We start from the raw sequence: 14,317 nt of genomic DNA on the forward strand, positions 1-14,317 counted from the left end.
CCAGTCCGGTAGCGACCCAACCGAGCCGTTGAGACTGCTGTCAGCGCTCCCCAAAAGCGGCCGTTTGTCAGTCGTCCGGCAACTTCGGCCCAGGGTGGTTTGCAGACCCCATTGGCTCCGACATGATTGGCGGCATGAAGGACTGGATCGAGCACTTCCGAGCAGCAGCGAAAGGGTTGGTCGTCGCCCACGTCTGGCGAGGCTACGGCTCGGCCCTCTTCATCGAATTTGGTGTACTCACGCCCACAACCCGTATGCGCAAAAACGGTAGGCCCGCCGCGCCCTCAGGTGAGATCGGTCTGATGATCGAAGCCGACTGGCGTATCGAGGACGCGTGCACCATCGTGTGCGGCAGTGGCAACGATGAGGAAATCTGGGTGCCGACGTTCGCCAGTCTTATCGGCAAGCACGTCGTCAACGTGACGACGTTCGGGCGTTTGCCCGAGATATTGGTCTCACTCTCGGATGGCTTCCACGTTGTGTCGTTCTCGACCCTGAAGGGCGATCCCGAGTGGACATTGTTCGACCGGCGAAGCACCGCGCCGATCGCGGTCCATTGTCGATCTGGCGCGATCATCGAGGAGCAAGCAAGTCCTGCTTAGGGTGTCTTGCAGGTTCAAAGCGCGAATCCGCAATGGGTGGGAACCAGACCCTCACGGGTCCATCCGTATGTCCGCGAAGGTCTCATGGACGCGATCCAGAATGCCTACGTCGTCCGTCTCAACCTCACACCACGAACTGTCGATAGCCCGGAGGATCACCCAAGGCGTGCCCTCTCGGTCGTCGTAGGCAGAGAACTCGCCCCAGATGACCTGTTCCACCTGACCGAAAATCTGGCTCAGCAAGACGCCTGAAACAGGCTTCAGAGATTGGCAGAGCGCCTCAAGATGGGTTGCCCCTTCGCCCGTAGCGAAGAGGGGTTCCTTGAAGCGGGCGACCCCAGCGACCTGCCATGAAGCCCGGATCGCACGCTGGCCGAGGATCGGCAGCACGAGGCGAGGATCGACTACAGCCGCGTGCTGCGGCTCAAGATCATGGATTTGTAAGGTCGGCATCGTCCAGCCCCCGCGTGGGGCCATCCTGGCATGGTGCTGAGCGTCTGCAATGGGTCGTGAGCGGTTCCCGCAACTACGTCGCTTCGATGGACCCGCCGCCCCGAAGCGGCCCGGCAGAAATCCACCCGGAGCAGTCCTCCCACATCCGACCCTCCCGGTACCCAAGGCGCTTCCTGAGCGGGCACTTGCTTACTGCGTTGTCTCACTAATGAACCATGAGTCGGTCCACCCAAGAACCGCTCTTACATCGGCTCGCATTCTACCAAAATGAGCTCAACCTGTTCGATTACTAAGACAACCAATGGATCGTAATTGCACAAAATATGAGTGAGCGGCGTATCTTCGGAGTATTTTTGACCATCCCAACGAATGAATTTTATGAATTTGTGTTGTAGTCCAGACGTCAAATCTCTACATGCAATTTGATGCGTTGGCAGGATCTCGGGTAGCCATACTCTACAGCTAGTACCATTACAATCAGCGCCCTCGCCATAGTGCAATATATACTTTTCGGTACGCGCTTCGACCATTACCTCCCAGTTGGCTTGCAACCAATCATCTAATAAATAATCTTTGCCACCGTCAGCGGCAGCTTCCGCAATTGGTTTTGACGCATTCAGGAACTCTCTGAAGCGCAGCACTGAGGCGTGAATGTCCGACATGCGCTTCCTCTTGCTATGACTCCAGTTTATCGACCGGCGTTCTAAAAATACGTAATGGCAGCGTCTGCTTCTCCAAATTCTGCTTCAGGAGCGGACCGACCGCAAACCACCCTAAGCAGCCCTTCGGCTCCCCACCCCAAGCAGCCGACAGCGAAGCAAATCTACTGCCTCTCAATCACTCCACCACCTCGCGCCCCATGACTCGCCCCTCTCCCCGCCCAATCTCCCGCTCGATCATCCTCAGCCGCACCAGCAACTCCTCCCGTCCCATCGTCGTCCGCTTCAGCTCCTGAATGTCCGCCCGGTCGCGGGCGATGTCGGCCTCGATCGGCGCCTTCAGGGCCGTGGCGCCGGCGCCGACGATGGCGAGCAGGAAGCCGCCGGCGGCGATCAGCGTCTTGAAGGTGCTGGAGAGAGAGAACTGGCCCTTGCGCAGGGCTTCGGCCTGGGCGTGGGCGAAGTCGCGGCCCTGGGCCTCGATCTTGGCGAGGATCGCCTCCGTCTGGCGGCGGTTCTCGCTGCGCAGGTCCTTGAACTCGTCGGCCACGTCGCGGCGGAGCGTGTCGAGATTGGTTTCGAGCTTGGTGACGCGGCCGGGCAGCGCGGCGCGCTCCTCGTCGAGGGTGGCGTAGGGCGGGTTCGGCGACATCGGATCGGCTCCTGGCCTCGCTTCCTCAGCGCTTCGCGTCGGTGACTTTGGCCTCGATGAACTTGTCCGCCGTGCGCGCGGCCATGTAGGCGCCGATCCCGACGGTCAGCAGCGACCATAGAGAGTCCGGCACGCCCGCCAGCGCCCGCACCACCTCGGCCTGGAGGCCGAGCAGCGGCGCCAGCACGCCGACCCAGGTGATCATCGCCAGCGCCCAGAGCACCGTGATCGGCCGCGCGTTGCGGGTCAGCGCGCTCTCGGAGGCGGCGTCGGCCTTCATCACGTCGGCCATGGCGCGGGCGAGGTCGGATTGGCCGTCGAGCAACGCCTTCTGCAGCTCCGCTTGCGCCTGCATCCGCTGCCCCTCGTCGGGGATCGCCTTCTGCAGGATCGGGCCGAGGGCGCCGAGCAGCGCCGGGAGGATCGCGAGGAAGCCCATGGGTCAGGCACCTTTCCGGAGGTTGCCGCGGAGCGTCGCGAGGAGGCGGCCGAGGAGGCCGTCCCGCCCGGGAGGCGGCGAGGAGACAGAGGATGTCGGCGATGGCGCGGCGACCGGTGACGCCGCGGCCGGGGACGCTGCCCGGAGCGCCGCGAGGAAGACGCGGTGATGGGCGGCGACGCGCGGCCCGTTCGCCGTGACGTCGCCGTTGATGATGGCCCGGGCGCCGACCGGATCGTCGGTGGTGGCGTCGAAGTAGCGGGCGAGGGAGTGGCCCTTGCGGAACAGCCCGTCGCGGGCGCCCAGCACGAGGATCGCGGCGCTGGTCTCCGGCACCAGGGCGAGGTCCGGGTGGCCGACGAGGTCGAGGTTCAGGAGGCGGCCGAACCGGCTGTAATTGTCGTGCCAGGTCAGCTGCGCGGCGCCCCGGCCGTAATAGATCTGGCCGTTCACCGGCACGCCGTAGGGCAGGCCGCGGCCCCGGCCGGTCTCGCGGACGGTCAGGTCGAGGCGGCACTCGTGCCAGGCCGTCGCCAGGGTGTAGGCGATGGGGCGGAGATCCGGCGGCCAGCCGAGCCTGTCCCAGGCGTCGAGCAGACCGGTCATGCCGTCGACCTCGGTCTGCGAGAGCGTCGGGCCGCAGAGCCCGCTCGCGCGCATCCGGGCGAAGAAGGTCGCCCGCACGATGGTGGCGGTCATGGTGTCCTCGTGGGTTTGAGGGCAGCGCGGGGAGCCGGCGCCGCTCCGAGACCGATCAATCGCCCTCGGAGACCAAGCAGATCTGCAGGCCGGCGCCGATGATCTTCACGCCCTGGTCGGAGTAGCTGAACATCCGCAGCTGATCGCCGGCGGCCTGGGGGGTCAGGCGGCTGTAGACGTAGGTCGATCGCACGGACGGCGCCGGTCCGACGGAGTGCCAGAGGAACCAGGGGCCGTCCGTCTCGGTGGTGTGGACGGCGACGCCGTACTGCGTGCCGGCGCCGGTCGCGTCGGCGACGCGCAGGCTCCCGGTGATCTGGTACACGCCCCGGCGCGGGCAGGTGTAGAGGGACGAGGACGTGTCCCAGTTGCCGCCGGTGTCGTCGTTCTTCTGCGTCAGGGTGATGCGGGTGAAGGCCGAGCCGACGGTCTGGTTCGTGTTGAGGCCGCTCACGTCGACGAAGGTGCGCCGGTTCATCCCCGTGATGCGGTCCGTGATCGTCCACTTGGCGGCGCCGTTGCTCTGGAGCGAGACGGCGCCGTAGGGCGTGGCGAGCAGCAGCGCCGTGAGCCCGTTGATCGTGTCGGAGCCCGCGCGGGCGATGGTGAGGGCTTTCCCCGGCGAGCAGGCGCCGCTCTCGTCGAGGATCGTCAGCGTGGCGCCCGGCGGGAAGGCCGAGGCCGCCGGCAGCGTCAGGGTGCGCGCCGCCGTCAGGGCGGTCACCGCCACGGTCCGGTCCGTCGGCTGGATCGTATAGGCGGCGTCCGCAACGGGGCTGCGGGCGAAGGCGGCCGCGCCCGCCCGGTCGACATAGGCCGTCGTGGCCAGCCGCGTGGAGCCGTCCCGGTCGGCGGGCGTCGGCGCGGTGGGGCTCGCCGCGAAGGCGACGATGCCGGTCGCGGCGGCGGCGGTAAGCGCCGTCGTGAAGGCCGTGCCGTCCGCCGAGGTCTTCACGACGAAGTCGTCGCTGCCGAAGGTGCCGCACAGGGCCCTTGTCGAATAGCCCGTCTGGAACGCGAAGCCGGCATCGCGGGCGGCTGCCTTCTTGTTGAGGGTCACGCGCAGGTCGCCCGAGCCCGGCGTGACATCGTCCCAGGCGAGCAGCACCGCATCGGATTTCACCGCGAGGCGGTTCGTCGTGTCCGCCTGGGTGTTGATCCCGAACAAGGCCGCGCTGGTCTGCGATGGAGCCGCACCACCGGACCCCGAGGCGCCACTCGTCCCGCCGGTGGCCGCCCAGGCCTGGCCGTCGAAGGCATAGAGCTGCTTCTCGTCCGCGACGTAGGCGAGCCAGCCCGTCTTCGGGGCGAGCGACGTCCACTGGCCGTCCCGGAAGCGGGCGATGCGCCCGGCCCATCCCGCCCAGGCGCCGCTCGGGGAGGAGCCGGCGATCAGGTAGCGGTCGCCCTCCTTCGGGCTCGACGGCGGCGCGGTCAGATCCTTGTCGAGGCAGGCGAGCTGCACGAGGCTGTCGAGGATCAGCAGGGCCTCGTTGTGGGTCACATGCTTCTGCGCCTGGGCGGCCGCCAGGAGCGGCAGGGCGATGTTGGCGGTCTCAGACACGCAGGTCGATCCTCAGGGCGGTGCCCCGGCCGTAGGTCCGGGACTGCTGGGCGATCGCCACGGACAGGGTCTGGACCGCTTGGCCGAAATCCTCCGTCTGCATGGCGCGGGTGTAGGTGATGCGCGGCGCGGTGGCGGTGAGGGTCCGGCGCACGGCGCCCTGCGGGTCGAGGATGTCGATCCCGTAGAGTTCGATCTCCTCGCCGAGCGGCACCTCGGCTTGGTCCCAATCGTCGCCGCCGGTCCGCGTCCGGCGGATCCAGCTCAGCACGAGGTCGTCTCCGTCGCGGGCGAGGCGGGCCCCGGTCGGCGCGTAGGGCCGCAGGGCCGCGCCGGTCATGGACGCCACGATCCGGCGGCCGCTGGGATCGTCGGGGGGAAGCGCCGCGGGCGTGAACCGCCAGACCGACCCCGCGCCCGCCGCCGCCGGGACGAGGCTGTCGTCGAGGACGACGAACTCCGCGCCCGCCGGGGTTGGCGTCCCCATCACCGATTCCGTGCCGAGCTGGCCGCGCAGCAGGCGATCCAGCCGGTAATGCCGGTCGGCCACCAGCGTCGCGCTCTGCCACTGCACGATCTCCCACTGGCCGGAGGGCGTCCGGATCGCGGCGACATTCGCCCCGGCGAGCACCGCGTCCTCCGTCGCCGAGTCGAGCTGCGCGCCGCTGCCGATCTCGACGCACAGGCTGTTCGCCCCGTCCCAGCGCCAGGCCGGCCCCGCCGGGAAGTCCTGGGTCAGGCGTCCGATGATCGTCGGCGCGTCGAGGAGGCCGGCCGGCGCGAAGCTCGTCCCGTCGGCGGAGCGGGCGACCGCCACGGCGGACCACGGGCGGGTATAGGCCGCGAGGAAGGGCCGTCCGTCCGCGGCCTGCTGCCCGGGCAGCGTCGGCAGGTCGAGGACGGTCGCCAGCGCGATGCCGATCGCCGCCGGCGCCCCGCCGTCGCGGGAGGGGGCCGCGCCGTCGCGCCGGTCGTAGATTCCGGCATCGGCCCGCACCGCCTCGATCGGCCGTCCCAGCTCCAGTCCGATCCGGACGATGCGGACATCGACGCTCCGGCCGTCGAGATCGCAGGTGACGACGTCGCCGGGATCGAGGGCGAGGTGGGAGGGCGGCAGGGTGAAGGTGAGGTGTTCGCGCTCGACATAGGCCGCGTAGAGCAGCGACGCCGCGAGGCCCGCCGCCTCGCCCGCATCGAGGACGAGGGCGGCCTGGATGCGGGTGACCGCGTGCGCCGGGCCGTCCGGCCGCCGGACCTCCACCGAGCCCTGGCCGTAGGCGCGCAAGGCATCGACGAAGCCGAGGGAGACGACGCCCGGCAGTTCGAGGACGTCGCCGCGGCGGCGCGTGTAGTCCGCCGTCTCGCCCTGGACGAAGGTCTCCGCCGCGATCCGGGCGACGGGCGCGGCGGCGAGCGGCGCAAAGACGAGGGTGCCCTCGCTCTCGTGGCCCTCGAAGCCGTAGATCCGCGCCAGGGTGGCGATGGCGTCGCGCGGCGTCATCACGTCGTCGATGACGTAGCCCTCGACGAGCCCGTGCAGCCGGGACACGTCCACCGTCACGCCGAGGCCGGCGCAGAGATCCGCCACCACGTCGGCGAGCGGCGCGAGGCCGAGGCGGCCGTTGATCCAGTGCCCGAGGCGGTAATTCCCGGCATCGCGCCAGAGGGCGGTCGCCCGGGGGAAATCGGGATAGGGCCGGGCGTCCCAGGTCCAGACGGTGGAGCGCGCCCAGTCGATCATCGGGCGCCCGTCCCGTGGGGAGGCGGGGTTATGCCCGCTCTCCGGACGCCAGTAGGCGAGCTGCGCCTCCAGAAAGCTCCGCTGGGCCTGGAGGTCGCGGTTGCCCCGGGAATAATAGGGGAGTTCGCTCTCGCTGGATTTCGGGTCGACGAAGACGTTCGGCTGGTTCGCCCCCCGGTCCACCGCCGGGCAGCCGATCTCGGTGAAGCGGATCGGCTTCAGCCCCGGCTGCCACGCGGTGGGTGTCGCGGCGCGGACGCCGCCGGGGCGCGGGTAGTGCGCGTGGCCCCACCAGCCCCGCAGGTCCTTGGGGCGATGGATCCACGGCTCGCCGAGCCCATCGGTGATCGGCGCGCGGGCCTGCGCATCGCGGGCGGCTTGCGTTGGATAATACCAGTCGAAGAGTTCGCCGCCCTCGATGTTGGCCTGAAGAGAGGCGAGATCGTAGGGCGAGGTGGCCCCGGCGAGGGCGTCGCGGTGGGCGAAGCCGTCGCGCCAATCCGCCAGCGGCATGTAGTTGTCGATGCCGACGACATCGATGTTGGAATCCGCCCAGAGATCGTCGAGGGGAAACAGCACGTCGCCCGAGCCGTCGGCGGGCCGGTGGTTGGCATATTCGGTCCAGTCGGCGCCGTAGCTGATCTGGACGCCCGCGCCGAGGATCGCGCGCACGTCGGCGGCGAGCGCCTTGAGCTTCGCGACGGCCGGATAGGTCGTGGCGTCCGAGCGGACCGTCGTGAGGCCGACGAGTTCCGATCCGATCAGGAAGCCTTCGACGCCGCCGGCGGCTTCCGCGAGGCGGGCGCAATGCAGGATGAAGCGGCGGAAGCTCCATTCCGGTACGGTCGAGGTGACCGTGCTCCCGTCCCACCGGAGGGCGGAGGCGGAGATCGATCCGAAGAAGGCTGCGACCTGCGCGGCGGCGGCGGCCGACCGGTCGGGGGAGTTCGGCTGCCCGGGGGCGGGATGGCAGGTGATGCGGCCGCGCCAGGGGAAGGCCGGTTGCTCGCCGCCGCCCCGGGGATCGGGCAGGCCGTTGCCCGAGGGGATGTCCATCATCACCACGGGATAGACGGTCACCCCATAGCCGGAGAGCTTCAGAAGCCGGATCATCTGCACGACGGTGGCGTCCGCCGGCGCGCCGCCGAGGAGCGGCCGGCTCTCGGGATCGAGGCTCACGAGGGTCGCCGCCATCCGGGTCAACCCGCCGGCGAGCCACGGCATCGACGTGTCCTTGTCGTGGCTCTCGCAGCGCGGCTCGATGCGGCAGGAGGCGCAACGCAGATCCGTCCCGTGCCAGGCCACGACGAGGGAGACGTGCCGGCAGGACGGCGCCTGTTGCCTCAGCTGGGCCAGGGCCGAGGGGGCATCGGCCCCGCCGGAGATCCCGTTCTCCAGGGCGAGCATCCCGAAGATCTGTTTCGAGACGCTCTGCGAGGCGTAGACGAACTCGCCCATGCCGGGGATCATGGTCACGGCGGTGATGAGATTCTCGAGGGTGGGGCGCCCCGGCACCGCCGCGGGCGGGCGCCGCATGACCTCGGCGGTCAGGACCGGCACGCGGTTCCCGTACTCGGCGAGCGGCAGATCCTCGAAGACGATGTAGACGATGCCCCGGTAGGCGGGGGCGTGCCCGGTCCCCTCGACGGCCTCGATCTTGGGGTCGGGGGTCTGTGTCTCGGTGCCGAGGTAGATCCGGTGCGGGATGCGGCTGAGGGCCAGCGGCTTCCCGTCGGCGTAGACCGTCGGGATGCCATCCGCGACGCCCTCGCAGAACGCGACTGCGAGGCTCACCGAGTAGGTGTAGGTGACGGTGGTGGTCGAGGGCTGCGCGGGTTGCCCCTTGCCGCCCCTCGGCTTCACCTTCGCGACGCTCTGGCTCTCCTTGATCTTCGTGGCCCAGATGATCTGCCCGCCCATGCGGATGCGGCCGTAGCACCGGTTCACCGGCGCGCCCTCGGCCGAGCCGGTGACGTGCAGATCCGTGAGGCGCGGCCCCTGCGTGATGATGGATTTCGGCCGCCCCGCGATCGAGCGGTCGATGTAGCCGCCGGCCACGGAGCCGATCGCCGCGCCGATCTGGCCGCCGATCGGCCCGAACAGCGTCGTGCCGACGGCCTGGCCGACGATGGACAGCGCTACCGTGGCCACGGCGCGCTCCCCGCATCGCGGCCCGGAGCGCCCGCCGGGTCCTCCGGAAAGCGGAAGGCGTAGGCCGCGCGCCGCCGCCACGCGTCGGGGATCCAGCTCTCGGTCACCGCGTGGCCGTCATAGGCGTGGATCATCCGGCCCGGGCCCGAGAGGATGCCGCAATGCTTGGCCGGCAGGGTCGGCCGCCACCGGAACAGCCACACATCCCCCGGCCCGGATTCCGCCAGGGCGATCTCGGTGAGGTGCCGCCGGGCGGCCTCGCGCAGGGTTTCCTCGCCGCGGTCCTCGGCCCAGGTCGCGGTGTAGGGCGGCGGCGTCTCCGGCTCGGTGCCGTAGAGGAACCGCCAGACGCCCCGGAGCAGGCCGAGGCAGTCGCACCCGACCCCCCGCAGGGAGGCTTGGTGGTGGTAGGGCGTGCCGATCCAGGCCCGCGCCTCCGCCACCACGCGCCGCGCTGTTCGAGCGGCGTCCCGGCGCGGCTCAGTCAAGGCGGCCGCCATCGTTCTGGGCGCCGGGGCGGGCATAGGTCATCGCGTAGTCCGAGCCCGGCAGGTGCGGGAAGCCGCGGAAGTTCGCGGCGTTGCCGAACTTGCCGCGGCAGGATTCGAAGGTGCGGTCGCACCCGGCCACGATGGTGAAGGTGTCCCCCGGCGCCATCGCCAGCGCCGTGGGCTCCCAGAGGTCGAGGAGCGCGCTCTCCCGGCCGAGATGGGTCCGCACCTCCTGAACCGCTCCGGCATTGCGGCCGGTGAGCCAGGTGAGCGTGCCGGCGGAGAACCAGCCGGGGGCGTAGGCCGCGAGGCCCGAGGCCGCGAAGCTCCGGCCGGAGACGAGCCGCGTCACCGTCCCGCCGCTGCGATAGGCGGAAAGGCTCGCATCGACGCCGCAGCGGCCGTCGCCGAAGGCGGCCTCGCAGCTGCGGCCGTAGAGCCGCCCGCGCGGCTGGTTGAGGGCGTTGGTGAGGCTGCGGACCTCGGCCTGGAAGGCGGTGCGCCCGCGCGAGACCTCGCCGATCGTCCCGGCGAAGATCTGCACCCGGTCGGCGGGCGTCTGCCAGTCCACCCGCCAGGCCGAGAGGCGCGCGCCGTCGAAGAGTCCGCGGGCGAGATCGTCCTCGCCCAGCCGGTCGCCGGTGAGCGCGCCCATCAGCGTCATCCCGTCGACGGCGAGCCCGGCGGATTGCTCCAGGGCCGAGGCGGTGACGCCGCTCTCGGCGAGGCAGGCGACGCCCTCGACGACGAGATCCGCATCGTGGTCGGTGAAGCCGAGGACGGTGCCGTCCCGCCGCGTGACGATCCAGCAGGTGCAGAGGGTGGTGACGCCCGCCGCCAGGGAGGCGGAGAGGCCGGGGGACACGGTCTTCACCGGCGCAGCTCGATGATCGGAATGTCGGGGACGAGACCGGCCTCGATGGCGCGGTAGTCGATCTCGATCTTGTCCGTGGCGAAGCGCACGGGCACGTCGAAGAGGAAGCCGGCGCTCACCGCCGCCCCGGCCGCCGGCGCGGTGGCGAGGGTGACGAGGCCGGTGGTGGAATCGACCGTGAAGGCGCCACTCGCGAGTTCGGCGCCGTTCACCGCCACGCGCACGCTGCCGGCGACGGGCTTGCGGATCGGCCGGTCGTAGGGGGCGAAGGCCCCGCCGTAACGCTTGAGGAGCGGGAAGATGCGGGTTGTTCCGTCGCCCGTGCCGAGGCCCTGATCCAGGGGACCGGGCGCTTGACCGGGGGGCGCCGTCGAGTGGTCGAAGAGGTCGTACCAGCGGAAGCCGTAGAGCTGGCCGCGACGCTCCTCGAAGAACGCCAGGAACAGGGCGATGTCGGCCGCGCGGCGCAGGGCCGGGCCGGCATTGTAGCTGCGGCGGGAGTGGCGCCAGAGGGCGTTGCGCTCCTCGTCGCCGGAGCCCAGCGTCACGATGTCGGTCCGGCGCTCCGGACCGCCCCGGGAGCCGTAGGCGAGGGAAAGGGGGAAGCGGACCTCGTGGAACGGCGTCGCCACCGGACTAAAGGCCCCGCGTGCCGCGCTGGACCGCCCGGGCGAGGGCCGCCGTCATCTGCGCCTCCGAGCGGAGGAAGGAACGCGCGTCCGTCGCGTTGACGGCCACATGGATGGCGAGCGGCCGTCGCTCCGGCGAGGGCGCGAGCGACCCGGGCACCGCCCGCTCGATCGGCACCATCCGGCCGCTCTGGTTCGGGATGAACAGCTCCCGTCCCATCTCGCCGACCGTGTAGGCCTGGCCCGCCTCGACGGGGCCGCCATTGGCCCGGAACAGGGAACCGAGGGCGTCGCCGAGCGTGCCGGCGAGGCCGCCGACCGCGTTCGGCCCGGCGCTGGCCGACGGCGAGGTCCCGAGGAGCGAGGCCAGCGGCCCCTGCCCCGAGAAGACCGCCTGCAGGGCGGCGCGGCCGAGCTGGGCCTGGAGGCCGCGCAGGATGTCGGAGAACTTGCGGCCGTTGAAGATCGCGTCGGCGAAGCTGTTGGCGATGGTGTCGCCGAAGAAGCGCGCCGTCTCCGCCGCCTCCCGCTGCGCCTGCTCCAGATCTTGGATCTTGTCCCGGTAGGTCACGACCGCCGTCGCCGCCTTGGTGATGGCGGCGGTCTCCTCCTCGGTCAGCGCGCGCCCGTTCTGGCTGGCGATCTCCTGCGCCCGGGCCAGCTGGATGGCGACCTGCTTCTCGGCGTTGCTCTTGTTGAACGCCTCGGCCTCGGCCTTCGCGGCGGCGGCGGACTTCTCCAGGCCGTTGACGAAGGTGTTCACCGCATCGAGATCGGAGGGGCCGCCGCCGGACCGGCGCGGGGTGAGCGAGGGCAGCGCCTGCGACCGGTCGGGCGCCGTGCGGGGCCGGAAATCGAGGCGGTCGCTCGCCTCGACGGCGGAGGCGACGGCGCCGGGCCGCGTCAGCCCCTCCCGCAACCGGGCTTTGGCCGCGTCCTGGGCGGCGCGGGCGTCGGCCATGGCCTGCGTCTCGCCGGCGCGCGGCACCCCGACGAGATCGCCCGCGCCGACGGAGGTCGCCAGCGAGCCCAGCGCGGTCTTGATCTTCGGGCCGAGGCCGTCGATGCCGAGGGCCTTGCCGAGATCGGCCGCGCCGAGCAGCGTCGCGAGGCGCCCCGCGCTCGGGATCGCCGCGTCGATCGCCCCGGCCATCTGGGACAGCTCGGTGTAGAGATGGCTCGCCACGAGGGCGACGCGGGCCAGCGCCGCCTCGACATCGAGGAAGTGGCTGTAGAGGTCGATCGCCGCGTTCGACGCGTCCTTCTGGATCGGGATCAGCGCGGTGGCGAAGGTGGTGTGGATGTCGGTCAGCTTGGCATCGAGCTGGCGCGCCCGCTCGATCTCCTCCGGATCGACGATCCGCTGACCGCCCGCCGTGGCCGCCGTGCCGTTGAGGTTCTCCCGCAGGCGGCGGGTGAGATCGACGCCCTCGCGCAGCTTGGCCTCGAAATCCGGCCCGAAGACCTTGCCGGCGAGATCGAAGGCGGCGAGGTCGCGGCCCTCGTCGCGCAGCTTGTCGATCAGGTCGAGGATCGCCCGGATGCGGGCCTCCTGCGTCGTCGCCGCATCGTAGGCGGCCTTGTCCCCGGCGGTGAGGTTGCCCGCCCGGACATTCTGCGTCAGGCGGCGGTCGATCTCCGATCCCGACACGCCGTGCTCGCCCTCGCCGAGGCGCGCGGCGGCGGCCTCGCGGGCGCGCTCCAGGGCCGCCACGACCTGGCGGGTCTCCAGGCCGAGCGCCTTGGCGTCGAGGGTCGCCCGCTGGAAGAAGGTGGTGCCGACGCCGAGCCGGTCGGCCTCGCGCCCGATCCGCACGAAGGCCTCCACGTGCTCGCGGGCCTCGTCGATCGAGGCGGCGACGCTCTCGAAGACGAGCTTCACCGCCTCGAAGGCGATGAAGGCGCCGAGCAGCAGCTTGAGCGAGGGGATCTGCGCGACGATTCCCGAGACGGCGCCCTTCGCCGTGGAGAGCCCCGCGCTGGTCGCGGCGGCGGCGGTGTTCGAGGTGGCCGCCGCGCCGCTGAAGGCCCGCGCCACGCCCTCCAGGCTCGCCTTCTCCGCCGCCGCCGCGTTCGCCGTGGCGGTGATGACGTTGGCCACATCCGAGCCGACGGCCGCCGCCGCCCGGACGGCGCTGGCCTTCATGCCCTCCAGCGCGGCGCCGAACCCGTTGGTGTTGGCGGCCCCGCCCGACATGGCGACGCCGATCTGGGTCATGTTGCCGACGATCTGCGCCGCGAGATTGGACATGGCGGCCTGAGCGCGGGACGTATCGGCGACGAACTGGATGACGAGCGGTTCGGCCATCGGGCTGGGCTTCGGCTCCTGGCGAAGGGGCAATCAACCGGCGCGGGAACTCCGGCGCCGATGACACGTTTCGGTAGCTACAGAAAAGGCTTGCGCCGCAGGATTTCGGGAGTTACCGAAATGGCATGCGGATGGTCTGGGACGATCACAAGCGGGCGGCGAACATCCTGAAGCACGGGATGGACTTCGCCGACGCGGCGGATCGGTTCGAGTGGGAGGGGGCGATGATCGCGCCTGCCCATGCCGACCGTTTCGGCGCCCCGCGCTTCATGGCGGTGGGTTGGCTGGAGGGCCGGATGGTGTCTCTGACCTTCGCGCCGCTCGGCACCGAGGCCATCGCTGCGATCAGCTTGCGGACGGCGAGCAACCGGGAGAGGAGAGCCTATGCCGCGCAGTGCGAAGACGACGCGTCCGGCCCGCACGGTGCCGATGCTGACGGATGACGAGGAGGCCGCGCTCCAGGCGGCGATCGCGGACGATCCCGATGCGCGCGAGGCGACGGACGCGGAACTAGCCCAGATGCGCCCCGCCCGCGAGGCGCTGCCTCCTGCTCTCTACGCGGCGCTGACGAAGCGCGGCCGCCCGAAAGCCGAGGCCAAGGCGGTGCAGGTCACTCTGCGCGTGCCCCCGGACGTGCTCGACGCCTTCAAGGCCAGCGGGCCGGGCTGGCAGACGCGCATGAACGAGGCGTTGGCGAAGGCCGCGAAGAAGCTTCGGGCAGCGTGAGGGCGGGGGCTATGACTGAATTGTGGGCCGATTTACCCTGTATCCAAGCAATCCGGGTGGGCTCCGGTCGGAATCTAGTTGTAACGTGGGCGAATGGACTGGAGACGACGGTGGATGTTGGCGCGCATATCAATACATATGCAGTTTTCGTACCGTTGCGCCACGACCCCGATGTGTTTGGGGCGGTTTCGGTGGGAGAAGATGGATGGAACGCTCATTGGGGCGAAGATCTTGAGATTGCAGCCGACACGCTCTGGCGCTTAGCATGGGATCGGGACGCGGACCCTCATTTCACTTAACGGCTGCCTTATCCCGCAAAGAACGCCCAG

15 protein-coding genes are annotated in these 14,317 nt (G+C 70.3%); 4 read left to right on the forward strand and 11 right to left on the reverse strand.

What is annotated here, in order from left to right; all coding sequences use genetic code 11:
- The first annotated feature begins 134 nt into the window (after positions 1 to 134).
- Positions 135 to 602, forward strand: coding sequence for a hypothetical protein (locus MFF06_RS05485; RefSeq protein WP_238202012.1), 468 nt, complete (start codon positions 135 to 137; stop codon positions 600 to 602).
- 51 nt (positions 603 to 653) lie between these two features.
- Here MFF06_RS05485 and MFF06_RS05490 read toward each other — a convergent pair whose 3' ends face one another.
- The 11 genes from MFF06_RS05490 to MFF06_RS05540 all read right to left on the reverse strand — a co-directional run bounded on the left by MFF06_RS05490 (position 654) and on the right by MFF06_RS05540 (position 13,262).
- On the reverse strand, positions 654 to 1,055 hold the full coding sequence (locus tag MFF06_RS05490; protein WP_238202013.1) for a hypothetical protein: 402 nt from the start codon (positions 1,053 to 1,055) through the stop codon (positions 654 to 656).
- 242 nt (positions 1,056 to 1,297) lie between these two features.
- On the reverse strand, positions 1,298 to 1,717 hold the full coding sequence (locus tag MFF06_RS05495; protein WP_238202014.1) for a hypothetical protein: 420 nt from the start codon (positions 1,715 to 1,717) through the stop codon (positions 1,298 to 1,300).
- A gap of 175 nt (positions 1,718 to 1,892) precedes the next feature.
- Complete coding sequence (locus MFF06_RS05500; RefSeq protein WP_238202015.1) at positions 1,893 to 2,366, reverse strand: hypothetical protein; 474 nt, start codon at positions 2,364 to 2,366, stop codon at positions 1,893 to 1,895.
- 25 nt (positions 2,367 to 2,391) lie between these two features.
- Positions 2,392 to 2,805, reverse strand: coding sequence for a 3TM-type holin (locus MFF06_RS05505; RefSeq protein ID WP_238202016.1), 414 nt, complete (start codon positions 2,803 to 2,805; stop codon positions 2,392 to 2,394).
- A gap of 3 nt (positions 2,806 to 2,808) precedes the next feature.
- The gene (locus MFF06_RS05510; RefSeq protein WP_238202017.1) at positions 2,809 to 3,504 is read right to left on the reverse strand and encodes a hypothetical protein; all 696 of its coding nucleotides are present in this window, start codon (positions 3,502 to 3,504) and stop codon (positions 2,809 to 2,811) included.
- Between the two features lie 55 nt (positions 3,505 to 3,559).
- Positions 3,560 to 5,068, reverse strand: a complete 1,509-nt coding sequence (locus MFF06_RS05515; protein ID WP_238202018.1) for a DUF2793 domain-containing protein — start codon at positions 5,066 to 5,068, stop codon at positions 3,560 to 3,562.
- Positions 5,061 to 8,960, reverse strand: coding sequence for a baseplate multidomain protein megatron (locus tag MFF06_RS05520; RefSeq protein WP_238202019.1), 3,900 nt, complete (start codon positions 8,958 to 8,960; stop codon positions 5,061 to 5,063). Before MFF06_RS05520 ends, MFF06_RS05515 begins: the two co-directional genes overlap by 8 nt.
- A complete protein-coding gene (locus MFF06_RS05525) occupies positions 8,948 to 9,460 on the reverse strand; it encodes an NlpC/P60 family protein (RefSeq protein ID WP_370876735.1) in 513 nt (170 codons plus the stop codon). Before MFF06_RS05525 ends, MFF06_RS05520 begins: the two co-directional genes overlap by 13 nt.
- Positions 9,441 to 10,325 (reverse strand): phage/gene transfer agent baseplate hub protein, encoded by an 885-nt coding sequence (locus tag MFF06_RS05530; RefSeq protein WP_238202021.1) that lies wholly within the window; start codon positions 10,323 to 10,325, stop codon positions 9,441 to 9,443. The genes MFF06_RS05525 and MFF06_RS05530 overlap by 20 nt, the downstream gene beginning before the upstream one ends.
- Positions 10,322 to 10,957 carry a DUF2460 domain-containing protein gene (locus tag MFF06_RS05535; RefSeq protein WP_238202022.1) on the reverse strand — a complete coding sequence of 212 codons (636 nt, stop codon included), beginning with the start codon at positions 10,955 to 10,957 and terminating at the stop codon, positions 10,322 to 10,324. The genes MFF06_RS05530 and MFF06_RS05535 overlap by 4 nt, the downstream gene beginning before the upstream one ends.
- Before the next feature lie 4 nt (positions 10,958 to 10,961).
- A complete protein-coding gene (locus MFF06_RS05540) occupies positions 10,962 to 13,262 on the reverse strand; it encodes a hypothetical protein (RefSeq protein ID WP_238202023.1) in 2,301 nt (766 codons plus the stop codon).
- Between the two features lie 125 nt (positions 13,263 to 13,387).
- Between MFF06_RS05540 and MFF06_RS05545 the strand changes: the two genes are divergently transcribed.
- From MFF06_RS05545 to MFF06_RS22775, 3 genes are read left to right on the forward strand one after another with little or no spacing between them, the layout of a single operon-like run.
- The gene (locus MFF06_RS05545; protein WP_238202024.1) at positions 13,388 to 13,705 is read left to right on the forward strand and encodes a BrnT family toxin; all 318 of its coding nucleotides are present in this window, start codon (positions 13,388 to 13,390) and stop codon (positions 13,703 to 13,705) included.
- Entirely contained in the window at positions 13,647 to 13,988 is a 342-nt protein-coding gene (locus MFF06_RS05550) for a BrnA antitoxin family protein (protein WP_238202025.1), read from the forward strand. Before MFF06_RS05545 ends, MFF06_RS05550 begins: the two co-directional genes overlap by 59 nt.
- Before the next feature lie 11 nt (positions 13,989 to 13,999).
- A complete protein-coding gene (locus MFF06_RS22775) occupies positions 14,000 to 14,287 on the forward strand; it encodes a DUF2442 domain-containing protein (protein WP_370876736.1) in 288 nt (95 codons plus the stop codon).
- Positions 14,288 to 14,317: the final 30 nt, after the last annotated feature.

The organism is Methylobacterium aerolatum (genome assembly GCF_022179085.1).
In the GTDB taxonomy this organism is placed as follows: domain Bacteria; phylum Pseudomonadota; class Alphaproteobacteria; order Rhizobiales; family Beijerinckiaceae; genus Methylobacterium; species Methylobacterium aerolatum.

Excerpts from the sequence above, each read along its gene's own strand:
- MFF06_RS05485 (WP_238202012.1), top strand. The coding sequence starts at position 135 with ATGAAGGACTGGATCGAGCACTTCCGAGCAGCAGCGAAAGGGTTGGTC.
- MFF06_RS05490 (WP_238202013.1), bottom strand. The coding sequence starts at position 1,055 with ATGCCGACCTTACAAATCCATGATCTTGAGCCGCAGCACGCGGCTGTA.
- MFF06_RS05495 (WP_238202014.1), bottom strand. The coding sequence starts at position 1,717 with ATGTCGGACATTCACGCCTCAGTGCTGCGCTTCAGAGAGTTCCTGAAT.
- MFF06_RS05500 (WP_238202015.1), bottom strand. The coding sequence starts at position 2,366 with ATGTCGCCGAACCCGCCCTACGCCACCCTCGACGAGGAGCGCGCCGCG.
- MFF06_RS05505 (WP_238202016.1), bottom strand. The coding sequence starts at position 2,805 with ATGGGCTTCCTCGCGATCCTCCCGGCGCTGCTCGGCGCCCTCGGCCCG.
- MFF06_RS05510 (WP_238202017.1), bottom strand. The coding sequence starts at position 3,504 with ATGACCGCCACCATCGTGCGGGCGACCTTCTTCGCCCGGATGCGCGCG.
- MFF06_RS05525 (WP_370876735.1), bottom strand. The coding sequence starts at position 9,460 with ATGGCGGCCGCCTTGACTGAGCCGCGCCGGGACGCCGCTCGAACAGCG.
- MFF06_RS05540 (WP_238202023.1), bottom strand. The coding sequence starts at position 13,262 with ATGGCCGAACCGCTCGTCATCCAGTTCGTCGCCGATACGTCCCGCGCT.
- MFF06_RS05545 (WP_238202024.1), top strand. The coding sequence starts at position 13,388 with ATGCGGATGGTCTGGGACGATCACAAGCGGGCGGCGAACATCCTGAAG.
- MFF06_RS05550 (WP_238202025.1), top strand. The coding sequence starts at position 13,647 with ATGCCGCGCAGTGCGAAGACGACGCGTCCGGCCCGCACGGTGCCGATG.
- MFF06_RS22775 (WP_370876736.1), top strand. The coding sequence starts at position 14,000 with ATGACTGAATTGTGGGCCGATTTACCCTGTATCCAAGCAATCCGGGTG.